This window comes from Rhizobium skierniewicense, from assembly GCF_014196515.1.
Taxonomy (GTDB): domain Bacteria; phylum Pseudomonadota; class Alphaproteobacteria; order Rhizobiales; family Rhizobiaceae; genus Agrobacterium; species Agrobacterium skierniewicense.
The window spans coordinates 92,036-106,680 of the sequence record NZ_JACIDV010000006.1 but is presented as its reverse complement, the minus strand read 5'-3'; the positions used below and the strand labels follow the sequence as shown (position 1 = coordinate 106,680).

The following is a 14,645-nucleotide window of genomic DNA, read 5'->3' as shown; positions in this document are numbered from 1 at the left end:
CCTGAATATGCCTAAACCTAGTCAGTGATAACGGCAAAGGAAAGGGGCGGGAGGGAATTAGGTTCCCGCTTTTCGATCAAGAAGATCAAACATCCGGGACTCACTCGGTGCAGGGCTGGCAAATGCCGCGTTTTGAAATGCTGCTGGAATCTGGGAGAGCACCTTGCTGCTGATGCAGACCATCCTGCAATCACGCAATTGACCGAGATATTCTTCACGCTCCATCAGCGCAAAAAATATCCGCACCGCCTCGCTCGAATAAAACAGGACGGCATCGATTGGGATATCCGCAATACGCTTTTTCAGGTTGTGGCTTTGCCACTGAACTGGCTGCATCCGATAGATTTCGACGGTTTCAAAAGGCACTTTGAGTTCACCAAGTGCGCGCTCGAAGCCTTGATCCCTCGGGGTGCCTGCCAGATAAAGGACTGTGCCGCGATGAGAGACGTCCGTATCGGCGATGAGTTGCGCCAGGGCTGATCCATCGCTTTCGCCAGCGATAATCTTCCGAAAGCCGGCATCGCGTGCCGCCTTTGCAGACGCATGTCCAACGACAAATATGGGTCTGTGCAGGCTGGCAGCCAGATCTGCGCCTGAGCCCAAGAGCGCGCGAACCGCCTCTGCGCTCGTCACTGCCAAGGATGCTGGTGTGTTTGCCAAGGCAGCAATGGCCGCCGTTGCATCATGGGTGGGACTTGTCAGCGGCAGCAGGACAGGTTCATGGCCGATCTCGCGCAAAAGCTGTGCCGTCTTCAGCCCCGATGCTTCCGGGCGTGTAACGACGACGCGCATGGTCAGGTCCAGCTTTCGAAGAAGCCGGGTCCAGCAGCAGCGCGGACGTGTTCACCGGCTTTTATGCCCAGTTCCAAAGCCTGGAGCCTTTTTCCGGAGATCTCGACACTATGCTCTGTTTGACCATCCGGTGTTAAAATAAGACCTGAGAAGTGCAGGTCATCGCCATCGCAATGGGCGTAACCGGCAATCGGTGTCCGGCATGAACCATCCAGGACAGACAGAAATGCGCGCTCGCAGGAAACGGCGTCGTAGGTGGGGCGGTGGTTGACGGCAGCGAGGAGATCGTCGATGCGGCTATCGCCAATCCGACTTTCGATGCCGATGGCACCTTGTGCCGGTGCGGGGAGGAAATCTTTCGTTTCCAGCAGCTGTGTCGGTATGTCATCCATGTTCAAGCGTTTGAGACCTGCAAAGGCAAGTAAGGTCGCGTGCGCCATTCCCTCGTCAAGCTTGCGCAGGCGCGTTGCAACGGCACCGCGAAAGAGAATGAGGTTGAGGTCGGGCCGCACCCGGCGGATGAGGGCTTGTCGGCGCAACGAAGCGGAACCGACCGTTGCGCCATGCGGCAACTCTGTGAGTTTCGGAGCGGCGCGGCCGATGAACGCATCACGCACGTCCTCGCGGGGTAGGAATGCGGACAGATGCAAGCCATCGGGCAGTTTCGTCGCCATATCCTTTGAGGAGTGCACTGCAAAATCCAGCTCCCCGGAAAGAAGCTTCGTTTCAAGCTCCTCCGTAAACAGTCCTTTGCCGCCGACCTCAGACAAAGCACGATCAGCGATGCGGTCACCCTTCGTCATAATCGGCACGATTTCGAACATCTCCGGCACCAGGCCATGCGCCGCGACGAGGCGATCCCGCGTCTCGAAGGCTTGCGCCAGCGCCAGGGGGCTGCCACGCGTGCCGATTCGGAAAGGTTTTGTTTGCATCCGCTTCTATCCATTGTTACCGGAGGTGTTCGTACCCAAGTTTCTGAAACACCGCAATCAACGAACCGGCTGATGACCCCCTTTCTTCGTATCCTCGGTATTGAGACAAGCTGCGACGAAACCGCTGCATCCGTGGTGGTTCGGCATGCCGGTGGGCGCGGCGAAATTGTCTCCGACGTCGTTTTGTCGCAGCTGGAAGAACACAGTGCCTATGGCGGAGTGGTGCCGGAAATTGCTGCGCGTGCCCACGTGGAAGCGCTCGATACCCTGATCGAAGAAGCACTGGCCGGTGCCGGTGTGACGCTTGCCGATATCGATGCTGTCGCCGCGACCTCCGGTCCCGGTTTGATCGGGGGACTGATCGTCGGTCTGATGACCGGAAAGGCCATCGCCAAGGCAACGGGCAAACCGCTTTACGCCATCAATCATCTCGAAGGTCATGCGCTGACGGCGCGGCTGACGGATGGTCTGTCCTTCCCTTATCTGATGCTGCTCGTCTCCGGCGGGCATACCCAGCTCATCCTCGTGCGTGGTGTCGGGCAATATGAGCGCTGGGGCACGACCATCGACGATGCGTTGGGCGAGGCTTTCGACAAGACCGCAAAGCTCTTGGGTCTGCCCTATCCCGGCGGGCCTGCGGTGGAAAAAGCAGCGGCAACCGGCAATGCGGACCGTTTCGTGTTGCCTCGGCCGATGGCGGGTGAAGCGCGGCTCGATTTTTCGTTTTCCGGCCTCAAGACCGCAGTTCGACAGGCGGCAACAGCCATTGTACCGCTGTCTGATCAGGACATTGCCGATATCTGCGCGTCTTTCCAAAAAGCCGTATCCCGGACTTTGAAAGACCGTATCGGCCGAGGACTTCAACGTTTTCTGGAGGAGTTTCCATCGGTTGACGGCGGTCCGTCGCTGGTCGTGGCCGGTGGTGTCGCCGCAAATCAGGAGATACGTCGCACGCTTCAAGACTTGTGCGAGAAGCATCGGTTTCGGTTCATCGCGCCGCCCTTGCAGCTATGCACCGACAATGCTGCGATGATTGCCTGGGCGGGGTTGGAGCGCTTGGCGCAAGGCATGGAGCCGGACAGTCTCGATGTTCAGCCCCGTTCACGCTGGCCATTGGATGCACAGGCGCAGACGTTGATCGGCTTTGGCAAGCGAGGCGCAAAGGCATGACGGAGCGTGAGAAGATCGTCGTCATTGGCTCAGGTGCATTTGGTACGGCCATCGCCGTCGTGGTGGCGCTTGAAGATCGCCACGATGTGACGCTGCTTGGCAGGGACGCCGGTTTGATGGCGGATCTGTCCGCCTATGGCGTTCACGAGGCAGCGCTACCCGGCATTTCCTTGCCGGATTCATTGAAATACTCGGCTGAACCCGACGCTCTTAACGATGCTGATATCGTTCTCTTCGCCATGCCATCGCAGGCGCATGCGGATGCGGCACGGCATTACGGTCCTTATTTGTCTAAGGACACCGTTATCTTGACCTGCGCCAAGGGTCTCGACCGTTCATCCGGAAAATTGTTGACGGATGTGCTGGAACAGGAGCTTCCGCATCATCCGGTCGGGATCTTATCCGGTCCTGGCTTCGCAGCCGATATCGCCAAGGGGTTGCCAACGGCCATGGCGGTTGCTGCAAGCGATCTTCGCGTTGCCGAGCGACTTGCGCAGACGATTTCCGGCCGTACATTCCGGCTTTACGCTTCGACGGATCGTATCGGCGTGCAACTGGGCGGTGCGTTGAAAAACGTTCTGGCTATTGCCGGCGGCATCGTTGAAGGCGCTGGCCTTGGTGATTCAGCACGCGCGGCCCTGATTTCACGCGGGCTGGCGGAAATGTCACGTCTCGCCGCCGCCATGGGAGGGAAGGCGGATACCGTTCGTGGCCTTTCCGGCCTTGGAGATCTGGTGCTGACGGCGACCAGCCACCAGTCGCGCAACCTGCGTTTCGGCATTTTGCTGGGTGAGGGCGGTGACCCCGCCACCTTCCACGGCGGCTTGGTGGAGGGCGCCTATGCCGCCTCCGTCGCGTCACGTCTTGCCGATGGCCTCGGTATCGAAATGCCGATTACAGATGCGGTTGCGGCGATCATCGACGGCAAGCTGGACATCAAGACCGCCATTCAACAACTGATGACAAGGCCCATAACCACCGAGTAGGGCACTCAAGAGGAGACGAAAATGCTGTTTGCTTTCATTTGCAAAGACAAGCCAGACCATCTGCATGTGCGCATGGAAACACGTCCTGTGCATCTGGAGCACCTCAACAAGCTGAACGCGGAAGGTACGCTGAAAATGGCAGGCCCGTTTCTGGATGCGGACGGCAAGCCGAATGGTAGCCTTGTGATCGTAGAGGCAGCCGATATTGATGCGGCAAAGGCGCTGGCGGATGCCGATCCTTATGCCAAGGCCGGTCTGTTCGAAAGTGTCGACGTGAAGCCCTATAACTGGGTCTTCAACAATCCGGGAGCGTGAGAGCCATGGCGAATTACTGGCTTTTCAAGTCCGAGCCATCCACATGGTCCTGGGACCAGCAAAAGGCCAAAGGTGACGCTGGTGAAGAGTGGGGTGGGGTGCGCAATTACCAAGCGCGCAACAATATGCGTGCCATGAAAATTGGCGACAAGGGCTTCTTCTACCACTCCAACGAGGGGCTGGAAGTCGTCGGTATCGTCGAGGTCTGTGAATTGTCGCGTCCCGACACAACTGCGGACGGTGATGCGCGCTGGGACTGCGTGCACATCAAGGCCGTATGCGATATGCCCGTACCCGTGACACTGAAAGACGTGAAGGCCAATCCCAAGCTTGCCGAGATGTCGCTCGTCACGTCCATGCGTCTTTCCGTACAGCCTGTGTTGCTGGAGGAGTATCTGGAAGTTTGCCGGATGGGCAAGCTCGACAAGCCTCCTCGCTCTGCGGACTGAAAGGATTGAAAACCGATCCTTACGCCTTCATCCAGAGCAATACGGCCGTCATGTCGCCGCCGCACGTGCCGGAAATTCGCCTGCATCTGGCAAGTGAAGCGCATGAGCTCTGGTTGAAGACGGAAGACGAATTGCAGGAGATCGGCCTGCCGCCGCCATTCTGGGCTTTTGCCTGGGCGGGTGGTCAGGGGTTGGCGCGTTATATTCTCGACCATCCCGAGACAGTGGCGGGCAAGAGCGTCGTCGATTTTGCCAGCGGTTCAGGTCTTGTGGCGATCTGCGCTGCGCTCGCGGGTGCGGCAAGCGTGACTGCTGTCGATATCGACCCTTGGGCAAAGACGGCCATCGCTCTCAACGCTGCAGAAAACAATGTTGATATCGATTTCATGAGCGACGACATCGTCGGCAAAGCCATCAACGCAGATCTGCTGCTGGCAGGTGACGTCTTTTATGATAGCGCCTTTGCCGCCGTTCTAACGCCTTGGCTTTCGGCCATAACACGAAACGGGGTCACGGTTCTGATCGGTGATCCCGGTCGTGCCTATTTACCGCAAGACCTTTTGGAGCCGCGCGCCATCTACCAAGTGCCTGTCACGCGGGTTCTGGAAGATAGCGACGTGAAGAAAACCACGGTCTGGACATTCGTCTAGCGCAGAAACCTTTCAGGGGCGGATGACACAAACGCCCGCTTCGTATGAGCATTCAGCACCTACCGTCTTTCTGTTGACGTGAATGATGCGGGGTCTGTCGGGGCTCTGTATCGTGTCCGTCGCAATTCTGTCGGTCCCTTCCGCGGCAAAGTAGATCCCGTTGCGCGGCGCACGGATGGCTGAAACGCCGCCTGCATAGGTGCCGATGCCACGGATATAAGATGGTAGCCCATCGCCACCATAATATGAACGATCCTGTTGCCGATGATGATCGTGTCGGTTTTTATACTTGCGATCATCCATCGCATTTGCGTGAGAAGCCAATATGATTGCGGCTGTCACCGTGATGAAAACCGCAACGATTCGGGTCATTAACATGAGCAAAGTTCTCCGGATTTATCACGTGATCGACAGCGATTATTTTGACGTTTACGTAAAATATTTTTGACGCCTCAGCTTGGAAACGCTCAGGAATTTATTTTTGATCCAACAAATTACAATGATTCTTCAAACCCCAATCGATTAAATTCGTTTGCGCTGGCAATTGTGCTTGTGGTCATGACCTCGTGCTATTAAAGGTCGCGGTTGGTGCAATGCACATTTCTCCGTCATGTGCGTTGTTTGGGGCGCCCGCTTTCTGGGCGCGGAACGCCGTGAGGTTTATATGGCGAATACGACAAGCAATCGGCCATTGTCGCCGCATCTTCAAGTCTACAAGCTCATCCCGACGATGCTCGCATCGATCGTGCACCGAATTACTGGTGCGGCGCTGTATTTCGGCACAGTGTTGGTTGCGTGGTGGTTGATCGCGACAGCGTCCGGCGTGGATGCCTATAGCTGGGTCCAGTGGGCCATGAACTCCATTATCGGTAAACTCATTCTGATCGGCTACACGTGGGCGCTCGTTCACCATATGCTTGGCGGCCTCCGCCACTTCATGTGGGATCTGGGTCATGGCTTCGATAAACATTTCACCACGAAAATCGCCAAGGCATCCTTCGTGGTTTCGATCTGTCTGACCGCGCTGATCTGGGTTGTCGCCCTGATCGTGCGCTGAGGAGATATTACCATGGATATGCGTACACCTCTCAATAAGGTTCGCGGCCTGGGATCTGCCCGGGAAGGCACGGAGCACTTCTGGCGCCAGCGCGTCACGGCAGTCGCAAACGTTCCGCTTCTGATTTTCTTTGTGGTTTTCCTGGTCATGTATGGCGGTGCGCCGTACGAAGAGGTTGCCGGGGCTCTTTCGAACCCGCTCGTTGCGGTGATTATGGCGCTTGTCGTCGTCTCTGGCATCATCCACATGAAGCTGGGCATGCAGGTCATCATCGAAGACTATGTGCATGCGGAAGTGCCCAAGCTGGTCCTTTTGATGCTCAACACGTTCTTCGCGGTGATTATGGCTGGTCTCTGTCTTTTCGCCGTTCTGAAAATCGCATTCGCAGGATAATCCGTCATGGCACCCAACAGTTCACCTTCTCAGAACGGCAAGGCCTATACTTACGTTGATCACTCCTATGACGTGATCGTTGTGGGCGCAGGTGGCGCGGGTCTTCGCGCGACGCTCGGCATGGCCGAACAGGGCTTCAAGACCGCGTGCATCACCAAGGTCTTTCCAACCCGTTCGCACACGGTTGCAGCACAGGGCGGTATTGCCGCATCGCTCAACAACATGACGCCGGACAGCTGGCAATGGCACCTGTACGATACCGTCAAGGGCTCCGACTGGCTCGGCGACGTGGACGCCATGCAGTATCTTGCCATGGAAGCGCCAAAGGCGGTCTACGAGCTGGAGCATTACGGCGTGCCGTTCTCGCGTAACGCCGAAGGCAAGATCTACCAGCGCCCGTTCGGCGGCCACATGCAGAACTACGGTGAAGGCCCACCGGTGCAGCGCACCTGCGCCGCTGCCGACCGTACCGGCCATGCCATTTTGCACACGCTGTATGGTCAGTCCTTGCGCCATAATGCCGAATTCTTCATCGAATATTTCGCGCTTGATCTCATCATGTCGGATGACGGAAGCCATTGCACAGGCGTCGTAGCCTGGAACCTCGATGACGGCACCATCCACCGCTTCACGGCGAAAATGGTGGTTCTGGCAACCGGCGGTTATGGCCGCGCCTATTTCTCGGCCACATCCGCGCACACCTGCACGGGCGACGGCGGTGGCATGATTGCGCGCGCCGGTCTCCCGCTTCAGGACATGGAATTCGTTCAATTCCACCCGACGGGCATTTACGGCGCGGGCTGTCTCATCACCGAAGGCGCGCGCGGTGAGGGCGGTTATCTCGTCAACTCCGAAGGCGAGCGCTTCATGGAGCGTTATGCGCCATCCGCCAAGGATCTGGCCTCGCGTGACGTCGTCTCGCGTTGCATGACAATGGAAATCCGCGAAGGTCGTGGCGTCGGCAAGAACAAGGATCACATCTTCCTTCACTTGGATCACCTCGATCCGGCCATCCTGCATGAGCGCCTTCCGGGCATTTCCGAAAGCGCCAAGATTTTCGCAGGCGTGGACGTGACACGCGAGCCTATCCCCGTTCTGCCGACGGTTCACTACAATATGGGCGGCATTCCGACCAACTATTGGGGTGAAGTGCTGAATGCCGATAGTGAAAACCCTGAGCGGATCATTCCAGGCCTGATGGCTGTGGGCGAAGCTGGTTGCGCCTCGGTTCACGGGGCAAACCGCCTCGGTTCCAATTCACTGATCGACCTCGTGGTCTTTGGCCGTGCCGCTGCCATTCGTGCGGCCGAAGTCATTGATCGCGCGAGCGCTGTTCCCGCGCTCAATGTCGCTGCTTGCGACAAGATCATGGATCGCTTCGACCGTCTGCGCAACGCCAATGGCGGAACGCCGACCGCCGTGTTGCGTGACAAGATGCAGCGCGCCATGCAGGACGATGCTGCGGTGTTTCGTACGCAGGAATCGTTGGAAAGCGGCTGTCAGCGCCTTTCTGCCATCTGGAAGGAACTGCCGGATATCAAGGTCACCGACCGTTCTATGGTCTGGAATTCCGATCTCGTTGAAACGTTGGAACTTGAAAACCTCATGGCCAACGCGATCACCACCGTCTACGGTGCGGAAGCCCGCAAGGAAAGCCGTGGCAGTCATGCGCGTGAAGACTTCGTGGAAGGCCCGTTTGGCGGTCGCGATGACGTCAATTGGCGCAAGCACACATTGGCTTGGGTCAACGAGCAGGGCGACGTGAAGCTTGATTACCGTCCGGTTCACACGGAACTGATTGCCGAAGGCATTGATCTTCAGAAGATCGCGCCTAAAGCTCGCGTCTACTGATTGAGAGGAACTGGACATGGTTGAACTTGCTCTCCCAAAAAACTCTCAGATGACCGAAGGCAAGGTCTGGCCGAAGCCGGCAGGCGCGAAGAATGTTCGCGAATACCGGGTTTACCGCTGGAACCCTGATGACGGCCAGAATCCGCGCATCGATACCTATTACATCGATGTCGATGATTGCGGCCCGATGGTTCTCGATGCGCTTCTCTACATCAAGAACAATGTCGATCCGACGCTGACGCTTCGCCGTTCCTGTCGCGAGGGCATTTGCGGTTCTTGCGCGATGAACATCGATGGTACGAATACGCTGGCCTGCACCAAGGGCATGGAAGAAATCACCGGCACGGTGAAGGTCTATCCTCTGCCGCATATGCCGGTCGTAAAGGACCTCGTTCCCGACCTATCGAACTTCTACGCCCAGCACCGCTCCATCGAACCTTGGCTGAAGACGGTATCACCGACGCCTGCCAAAGAGTGGAAGCAAAGCCATGACGATCGCCAGAAGCTCGATGGTTTGTACGAGTGCATCCTGTGCGCCTGCTGTTCCGCTTCCTGTCCCAGCTACTGGTGGAACGGTGACCGTTATCTCGGTCCGGCTGTTCTGCTGCAGGCCTATCGCTGGCTGATCGACAGCCGTGATGAAGCGACAGGCGAGCGTCTTGATGACCTCGAAGATCCGTTCCGTCTGTATCGCTGCCACACGATCATGAACTGCGCGCAGGCGTGCCCGAAGGGCTTGAACCCTGCCAAGGCGATTGCCGAGATCAAGAAGATGATGGTCGAGCGTCGCGTTTAAGCGCGGTGGATAATAGAAGACAACAAACAGGCCGCGATCCCCATCGTGGCCTGTTTCATGATAACGAGGCTGGATAGGTCTATAAAAATCGACTGAACTTGCAATTATCGCGGTAGCGGCTTGCTTAAGGCAACGCTTTGGTAATAATTCAGCCGTTTTGTGTAGACATGGTCTAGCCGAAGCAGAGAATCGGGAGCTTGAAATGCAGTTCAGATATGTGGTGACGGGTCTGGTGGTCGTGATGAGCCTTTCCGGTTGCCAGCGTACCTCCTTCGATTACAACAATAACAGCAGCCCCAATGGCAATCCCGGTTATACGCCGCCGCTTCAGGCGCAGCCCGTGCCGTCCGTGCAGTCCGGCGCTTTGCCACCTCCCGGCGGCTCTTCGCAGTTTCCCAATGCGCCTGCCAACGGGGCACCCGCCGGCACCAATGTAGCCTCTGCTCCCCCTGCTGCTGCGATGGACGTCACCAAGGAAGCTATGGTCGGCAACTGGCGCGTGTCCAATGGCGGCGCTAGCTGCGACATGTTCCTGACCCTGACCAACCTGGGCAGCGGATCGCGCGGCGGTACCCGTGGTTGCGCTGGAGAGCTGTCGTCCATGGGCTCATGGGAAGTCTCTAACAAGATGGTTCAGTTCAAGAATCGCGCTGGCGACACGATCGGTCGGGTCTACAAGACTGGCGACACGCGTTATGATGGTACGACCAATAGCGGTCAGCCGCTGAGCCTCAGCCGATAATGTTTTTGCGCGGGCATCGTTTGACGGTGCTCGCGTTCGAGGCGCGTGTATGAAGCCGTTACCAGATTATAATCACAGTGTCGTTGAACAGCTCAACGCACTGACCGCATCTGGCGAGTTGAAAGCAGATGCCGCGCAGATGGCCGTCGCATCGCAGCTTGATCGTGTTCTGACCGAGCTCAAGATCCGCAAACCCGCCAAGAAAAAGAGTGCGCTGGGCTGGTTGTTTGCGAAGAAAGCCGGTGATGGTTCGTCTGTCAAAGGTCTCTACGTCGAGGGCAGTGTGGGACGGGGAAAGACGATGCTGATGGACATGTTCTTTCAGCTCGCGCCCATCGAAAAGAAACGCCGCTGCCATTTTCACGAATTCATGGCCGACGTGCACAATCGCGTCCACGCACACCGCCAGAAGCTCAAAAGTGGTGAAACAAAGCAGGCGGATCCGATCCCCCCGGTTGCAGCACAATTGCTGGCAGAGGCCGAGCTGCTCTGCTTCGATGAATTCTCGGTTACCGATATCGCCGATGCGATGATCCTCGCGCGGCTGTTCACCGAACTCTTCGCCAATGGCTGCGTTCTGGTGACGACTTCGAATGTTTTGCCGGGCAATCTTTACAAGGACGGTCTCAACCGCAGTCTGTTTTTGCCCTTCGTCGATTTGCTACAGCAGCATGTTCAGGTCGTCACGCTGAATAGCCCGACCGACTATCGGATGGAGAAAATCAGGAGCCTGCCTGTCTATGTCACGCCACTTGGCGAGGCTTCCGACAAGGCTATGGATAGGGCCTGGCAGCAATTAACCGAAGGTCATGTCAGTGCGCCGACCAATATTGCTGTCAAGGGACGCTCCGTCGTCGTTCCGAAGGCAGCTGGACGCGTCGCACGTTTTTCGTTCGCCGATCTGTGCGAAAAGCCGCTCGGTGCCGCTGATTTTCTTGCGATCGCCGATAGGTTCGACACTGTTTTCATCGATCATATTCCTCTGCTTGACGCCGACAAGCGCAACGAAACGAAGCGTTTCATTATTCTGATCGATGCCTTTTACGATCGCACGATCAGAGTCGTCGCCTCCGCTGCAGCCATGCCAGAAGACCTTCTTGTTCAGCGGAAGGGGACTGAGGGTTTCGAATTTGATCGAACGGCATCCCGCCTGTTTGAGATGCGAAGCGCTGACTATCTCGCCTTGCACAACGAAAAACGCGATGTCGCGTGACACTTTTGTAACTTAATGTCTTACGTTTACGTAAGTATTTATTGATCTAACCGATTGAAAATGCTTGCTTCAAAACTAGTTGTTGCCATTTTTTTCCAATAAAGCTAAGTCGAGTGCGACAATTTAAAGCCGCCTTATGTTCGCGGCGAAATTAAATTGAAGCTCAAGAGGAAGCATTCGATGTCTCGCAAAAAGATTGCACTTATTGGTTCTGGCATGATCGGCGGCACGCTGGCGCATCTGGCCAGCCTGAAGGAACTGGGCGATATCGTCCTCTTCGATATTGCTGATGGCATTCCCCAGGGCAAGGGTCTGGATATTGCCCAGTCCGGCCCGGTCGAAGGTTTCAATGCCAAGCTGACCGGGGCTTCCGATTATGCAGCCATCGAAGGCGCGGATGTTTGCATCGTCACTGCCGGTGTTGCCCGCAAGCCCGGCATGAGCCGCGACGATCTTCTCGGCATCAACCTAAAGGTCATGGAGCAGGTCGGCGCAGGCATCAAGAAGTATGCCCCCAATGCTTTCGTGATCTGCATCACCAACCCGCTCGACGCCATGGTCTGGGCGCTCCAGAAGTTCTCCGGCCTGCCGAAGAACAAGGTTGTTGGCATGGCTGGCGTTCTCGACAGCGCGCGCTTCCGCCTGTTCCTGTCTGAAGAGTTCAACGTTTCCGTTCAGGATGTGACAGCATTCGTCCTGGGTGGTCACGGTGACACGATGGTGCCGTTGGCGCGTTACTCTACAGTTGGTGGCATTCCGTTGACCGACCTCGTCAAGATGGGCTGGCTGACAGCCGAGCGTCTTGAAGAAATCGTTCAGCGCACCCGCGATGGCGGCGCGGAAATCGTTGGTCTGCTGAAGACCGGCTCTGCCTATTACGCGCCTGCTGCATCGGCGATCGAAATGGCTGAATCCTACCTCAAGGACAAGAAGCGCGTTCTGCCTGCTGCGGCCTACCTTTCGGGTCAGTACGGCGTCAACGACATGTATGTCGGCGTGCCCACGATCATCGGTGCGGGCGGCATCGAACGCATCATCGAAATTGAACTCAACAAGGACGAGGAAGCTGCTTTCCAGAAGTCCGTCGGCGCGGTTGCGGGTCTGTGCGAAGCCTGCATCAATATTGCTCCGTCGCTGAAGTAATAGCCTCACGGCTTCAAACAGGGATTAATCCATGAATATTCATGAATATCAGGCCAAAGCTCTTCTCAAGGGTTATGGCGCACCGGTGGCCGAAGGGGTTGCTATCCTTAAGGTCGAAGAAGCCGAAGCCGCTGCAAAGCAGCTTCCTGGCCCTCTTTATGTCGTCAAGAGCCAAATCCACGCTGGTGGTCGCGGCAAGGGCAAGTTCAAGGAACTCGGCCCTGACGCCAAGGGTGGTGTTCGACTGGCCAAGTCCATCGAGGAAGTCGTTTCCCACGCCAAGGACATGCTCGGCAACACGCTGGTTACCGCTCAGACGGGCGATGCCGGCAAGCAGGTCAACCGCCTTTACATCGAAGATGGCGCTGACATCGACCGCGAACTCTATTGCTCGCTGCTCGTCGATCGCTCTGTCGGTCAGGTTGCTTTTGTGGTTTCCACGGAAGGCGGCATGGACATCGAGGCTGTTGCGCATGACACGCCAGAGAAAATCCACACAATTGCGATCGAACCTGAAGCAGGTGTAACGGCTGCAAACATCGAAGCCATTTCCAAAGCTCTCGAACTGTCGTCGGCTGCCGCAGAAGACGCGAAGGCCCTCTTCCCTGCGCTTTACAAAGCCTTTGTCGAAAAGGACATGGCTCTTCTCGAAGTCAACCCACTGATCGTCATGACAGACGGCCACCTGCGCGTTCTTGATGCCAAGATGTCCTTCGACGGCAATGCGATTTTCCGTCACGACGACGTGAAGCTGCTGCGCGACGAAACCGAAGAAGATGCCAAGGAAATCGAAGCCTCCAAGTGGGATCTCGCTTACGTGGCGCTCGATGGCAACATCGGCTGCATGGTTAACGGCGCTGGCCTTGCCATGGCAACGATGGACATCATCAAGCTGTATGGCAAGGAGCCTGCAAACTTCTGCGACGTCGGCGGTGGCGCTGGCAAGGAGAAGGTTGCGGCTGCGTTCAAGATCATCACGGCTGACCCAAAGGTCGAAGGCATTCTGGTCAATATCTTCGGTGGCATCATGAAGTGCGACGTTATCGCAGAAGGCGTTATCGCTGCGGTGAAGGAAGTTGGCCTCGAGGTTCCTCTCGTCGTGCGTCTCGAAGGCACCAATGTTGAGCTGGGCAAGAAGCTTCTGAACGAGTCGGGTCTTGCGATTACGGCTGCTGACGACCTGGACGATGCAGCGAAGAAGATCGTTGCGGCGATCAACGGCTAATTGAGGGACTTGAAATAATGTCTATTCTTGTAAACAAAGACACCAAGATCCTCGTTCAGGGTCTGACCGGCAAGACCGGCACCTTCCATACCGAACAGGCGCTTGCTTACTACGGCACGCAGATGGTCGGCGGTATTCACCCCAAGAAGGGTGGCGAAACATGGACCGGCTCCAAGGGTGAAAGCCTGCCGATCTATGCAACGGTTGCAGAAGCCAAGGAAAAGACCGGCGCTGACGCATCGGTGATCTATGTGCCGCCAGCAGGTGCTGCCGATGCCATCATCGAAGCCATCGAAGCGGAAATTCCGTTCATCACCTGCATCACCGAAGGCATCCCTGTCATGGACATGGTTCGCGTCAAGGCTCGCCTCGACCGCTCCAACTCACGTCTGCTTGGCCCGAACTGCCCAGGCATCATGACACCGGAAGAGTGCAAGATCGGCATCATGCCGGGCTCGATCTTCCGCAAGGGTTCAGTTGGTATCGTTTCCCGCTCGGGCACGCTGACCTACGAAGCTGTGTTCCAGACATCCAACGAAGGCCTCGGCCAGACCACGGCTGTCGGCATCGGTGGCGACCCAGTCAAGGGTACCGAGTTCATCGACATCCTGGAAATGTTCCTCGCCGACGAAGCGACACAATCGATCATCATGATCGGTGAAATCGGCGGTGCTGCGGAAGAAGAAGCAGCGCAGTTCCTGATCGACGAAGCCAAGAAGGGCCGTAAGAAGCCAATGGCTGGCTTCATCGCGGGACGTACGGCGCCGAAGGGCCGCACGATGGGTCATGCCGGTGCAGTGGTTTCCGGCGGCAAGGGTGATGCGGAATCCAAGATTTCGGCCATGGAAGCGGCTGGTATCAAGGTTTCGCCTTCCCCAGCGCGCCTTGGCAAGACGCTGGTCGAAGTCCTCAAGGGCTGAGACTGAAACAG

The 14,645-nt window shown here is 56.9% G+C and carries 17 protein-coding genes; 14 read left to right on the top strand and 3 right to left on the bottom strand.

The genetic code is table 11. The features are described from left to right. Window positions 1–57: 57 nt before the first annotated feature. Both GGQ73_RS11175 and hemC read right to left on the bottom strand, forming a co-directional pair. Window positions 58–792, bottom strand: a complete 735-nt coding sequence (locus GGQ73_RS11175) for a uroporphyrinogen-III synthase (RefSeq protein ID WP_183896290.1) — start codon at window positions 790–792, stop codon at window positions 58–60. A 2-nt stretch (window positions 793–794) separates the two neighbouring features. Further along, window positions 795–1,724 (bottom strand): hydroxymethylbilane synthase, encoded by a 930-nt coding sequence (hemC, locus tag GGQ73_RS11170; RefSeq protein ID WP_183896288.1) that lies wholly within the window; start codon window positions 1,722–1,724, stop codon window positions 795–797. A 72-nt stretch (window positions 1,725–1,796) separates the two neighbouring features. Here hemC and tsaD point away from each other — a divergent pair, with 72 nt between their 5' ends. The 5 genes from tsaD to GGQ73_RS11145 are packed head-to-tail and all read left to right on the top strand — an operon-like array spanning window position 1,797 to window position 5,294. After that, entirely contained in the window at window positions 1,797–2,894 is a 1,098-nt protein-coding gene (gene tsaD, locus GGQ73_RS11165; RefSeq protein WP_183896286.1) for a tRNA (adenosine(37)-N6)-threonylcarbamoyltransferase complex transferase subunit TsaD, read from the top strand. Further along, window positions 2,891–3,880: an NAD(P)H-dependent glycerol-3-phosphate dehydrogenase gene (locus GGQ73_RS11160; protein ID WP_183896284.1), complete on the top strand. Its 990-nt coding sequence runs from the start codon at window positions 2,891–2,893 to the stop codon at window positions 3,878–3,880. Before tsaD ends, GGQ73_RS11160 begins: the two co-directional genes overlap by 4 nt. A 21-nt stretch (window positions 3,881–3,901) precedes the next feature. Then, window positions 3,902–4,195 carry a YciI-like protein gene (locus tag GGQ73_RS11155; protein ID WP_183896282.1) on the top strand — a complete coding sequence of 98 codons (294 nt, stop codon included), beginning with the start codon at window positions 3,902–3,904 and terminating at the stop codon, window positions 4,193–4,195. A gap of 5 nt (window positions 4,196–4,200) precedes the next feature. Further along, window positions 4,201–4,644, top strand: coding sequence for an EVE domain-containing protein (locus tag GGQ73_RS11150; protein ID WP_183896280.1), 444 nt, complete (start codon window positions 4,201–4,203; stop codon window positions 4,642–4,644). 5 nt (window positions 4,645–4,649) lie between these two features. Then, on the top strand, window positions 4,650–5,294 hold the full coding sequence (locus GGQ73_RS11145) for a class I SAM-dependent methyltransferase (protein ID WP_183896278.1): 645 nt from the start codon (window positions 4,650–4,652) through the stop codon (window positions 5,292–5,294). A gap of 12 nt (window positions 5,295–5,306) precedes the next feature. Here the strand turns inward: GGQ73_RS11145 and GGQ73_RS11140 are convergent, their stop codons facing one another. Continuing rightward, complete coding sequence (locus GGQ73_RS11140; protein WP_183896276.1) at window positions 5,307–5,672, bottom strand: hypothetical protein; 366 nt, start codon at window positions 5,670–5,672, stop codon at window positions 5,307–5,309. A gap of 286 nt (window positions 5,673–5,958) precedes the next feature. Here GGQ73_RS11140 and sdhC point away from each other — a divergent pair, with 286 nt between their 5' ends. From sdhC to sucD, 9 genes are all read left to right on the top strand, one after another. Further along, on the top strand, window positions 5,959–6,351 hold the full coding sequence (sdhC, locus tag GGQ73_RS11135) for a succinate dehydrogenase, cytochrome b556 subunit (protein WP_174154247.1): 393 nt from the start codon (window positions 5,959–5,961) through the stop codon (window positions 6,349–6,351). Window positions 6,352–6,363: 12 nt separating this feature from the next. Continuing rightward, on the top strand, window positions 6,364–6,744 hold the full coding sequence (gene sdhD, locus GGQ73_RS11130) for a succinate dehydrogenase, hydrophobic membrane anchor protein (protein WP_174154246.1): 381 nt from the start codon (window positions 6,364–6,366) through the stop codon (window positions 6,742–6,744). A gap of 6 nt (window positions 6,745–6,750) precedes the next feature. Next, window positions 6,751–8,595, top strand: coding sequence for a succinate dehydrogenase flavoprotein subunit (gene sdhA, locus GGQ73_RS11125; RefSeq protein WP_183896274.1), 1,845 nt, complete (start codon window positions 6,751–6,753; stop codon window positions 8,593–8,595). 16 nt (window positions 8,596–8,611) lie between these two features. Beyond that, complete coding sequence (locus GGQ73_RS11120) at window positions 8,612–9,391, top strand: succinate dehydrogenase iron-sulfur subunit (RefSeq protein WP_174154244.1); 780 nt, start codon at window positions 8,612–8,614, stop codon at window positions 9,389–9,391. Between the two features lie 202 nt (window positions 9,392–9,593). After that, window positions 9,594–10,133, top strand: a complete 540-nt coding sequence (locus GGQ73_RS11115) for a protease inhibitor Inh/omp19 family protein (RefSeq protein ID WP_183896272.1) — start codon at window positions 9,594–9,596, stop codon at window positions 10,131–10,133. 49 nt (window positions 10,134–10,182) lie between these two features. After that, window positions 10,183–11,346, top strand: a complete 1,164-nt coding sequence (zapE, locus tag GGQ73_RS11110) for a cell division protein ZapE (protein ID WP_183896270.1) — start codon at window positions 10,183–10,185, stop codon at window positions 11,344–11,346. A 180-nt stretch (window positions 11,347–11,526) separates the two neighbouring features. Next, window positions 11,527–12,489 carry a malate dehydrogenase gene (mdh, locus tag GGQ73_RS11105; protein WP_042620056.1) on the top strand — a complete coding sequence of 321 codons (963 nt, stop codon included), beginning with the start codon at window positions 11,527–11,529 and terminating at the stop codon, window positions 12,487–12,489. 31 nt (window positions 12,490–12,520) lie between these two features. After that, entirely contained in the window at window positions 12,521–13,714 is a 1,194-nt protein-coding gene (gene sucC, locus GGQ73_RS11100; protein ID WP_183896268.1) for an ADP-forming succinate--CoA ligase subunit beta, read from the top strand. Window positions 13,715–13,731: 17 nt separating this feature from the next. Next, window positions 13,732–14,634, top strand: coding sequence for a succinate--CoA ligase subunit alpha (sucD, locus tag GGQ73_RS11095; protein WP_174154240.1), 903 nt, complete (start codon window positions 13,732–13,734; stop codon window positions 14,632–14,634). Window positions 14,635–14,645: the final 11 nt, after the last annotated feature.

Coding starts and splice junctions, on each gene's coding strand:
- sdhD (WP_174154246.1), top strand. CDS start 6,364: ATGGATATGCGTACACCTCTCAATAAGGTTCGCGGCCTGGGATCTGCC.
- GGQ73_RS11140 (WP_183896276.1), bottom strand. CDS start 5,672: ATGTTAATGACCCGAATCGTTGCGGTTTTCATCACGGTGACAGCCGCA.
- GGQ73_RS11120 (WP_174154244.1), top strand. CDS start 8,612: ATGGTTGAACTTGCTCTCCCAAAAAACTCTCAGATGACCGAAGGCAAG.
- GGQ73_RS11115 (WP_183896272.1), top strand. CDS start 9,594: ATGCAGTTCAGATATGTGGTGACGGGTCTGGTGGTCGTGATGAGCCTT.
- mdh (WP_042620056.1), top strand. CDS start 11,527: ATGTCTCGCAAAAAGATTGCACTTATTGGTTCTGGCATGATCGGCGGC.
- sucD (WP_174154240.1), top strand. CDS start 13,732: ATGTCTATTCTTGTAAACAAAGACACCAAGATCCTCGTTCAGGGTCTG.
- tsaD (WP_183896286.1), top strand. CDS start 1,797: ATGACCCCCTTTCTTCGTATCCTCGGTATTGAGACAAGCTGCGACGAA.
- sucC (WP_183896268.1), top strand. CDS start 12,521: ATGAATATTCATGAATATCAGGCCAAAGCTCTTCTCAAGGGTTATGGC.
- GGQ73_RS11155 (WP_183896282.1), top strand. CDS start 3,902: ATGCTGTTTGCTTTCATTTGCAAAGACAAGCCAGACCATCTGCATGTG.
- GGQ73_RS11160 (WP_183896284.1), top strand. CDS start 2,891: ATGACGGAGCGTGAGAAGATCGTCGTCATTGGCTCAGGTGCATTTGGT.
- zapE (WP_183896270.1), top strand. CDS start 10,183: ATGAAGCCGTTACCAGATTATAATCACAGTGTCGTTGAACAGCTCAAC.
- sdhC (WP_174154247.1), top strand. CDS start 5,959: ATGGCGAATACGACAAGCAATCGGCCATTGTCGCCGCATCTTCAAGTC.
- sdhA (WP_183896274.1), top strand. CDS start 6,751: ATGGCACCCAACAGTTCACCTTCTCAGAACGGCAAGGCCTATACTTAC.
- GGQ73_RS11150 (WP_183896280.1), top strand. CDS start 4,201: ATGGCGAATTACTGGCTTTTCAAGTCCGAGCCATCCACATGGTCCTGG.
- GGQ73_RS11175 (WP_183896290.1), bottom strand. CDS start 792: ATGCGCGTCGTCGTTACACGCCCGGAAGCATCGGGGCTGAAGACGGCA.
- hemC (WP_183896288.1), bottom strand. CDS start 1,724: ATGCAAACAAAACCTTTCCGAATCGGCACGCGTGGCAGCCCCCTGGCG.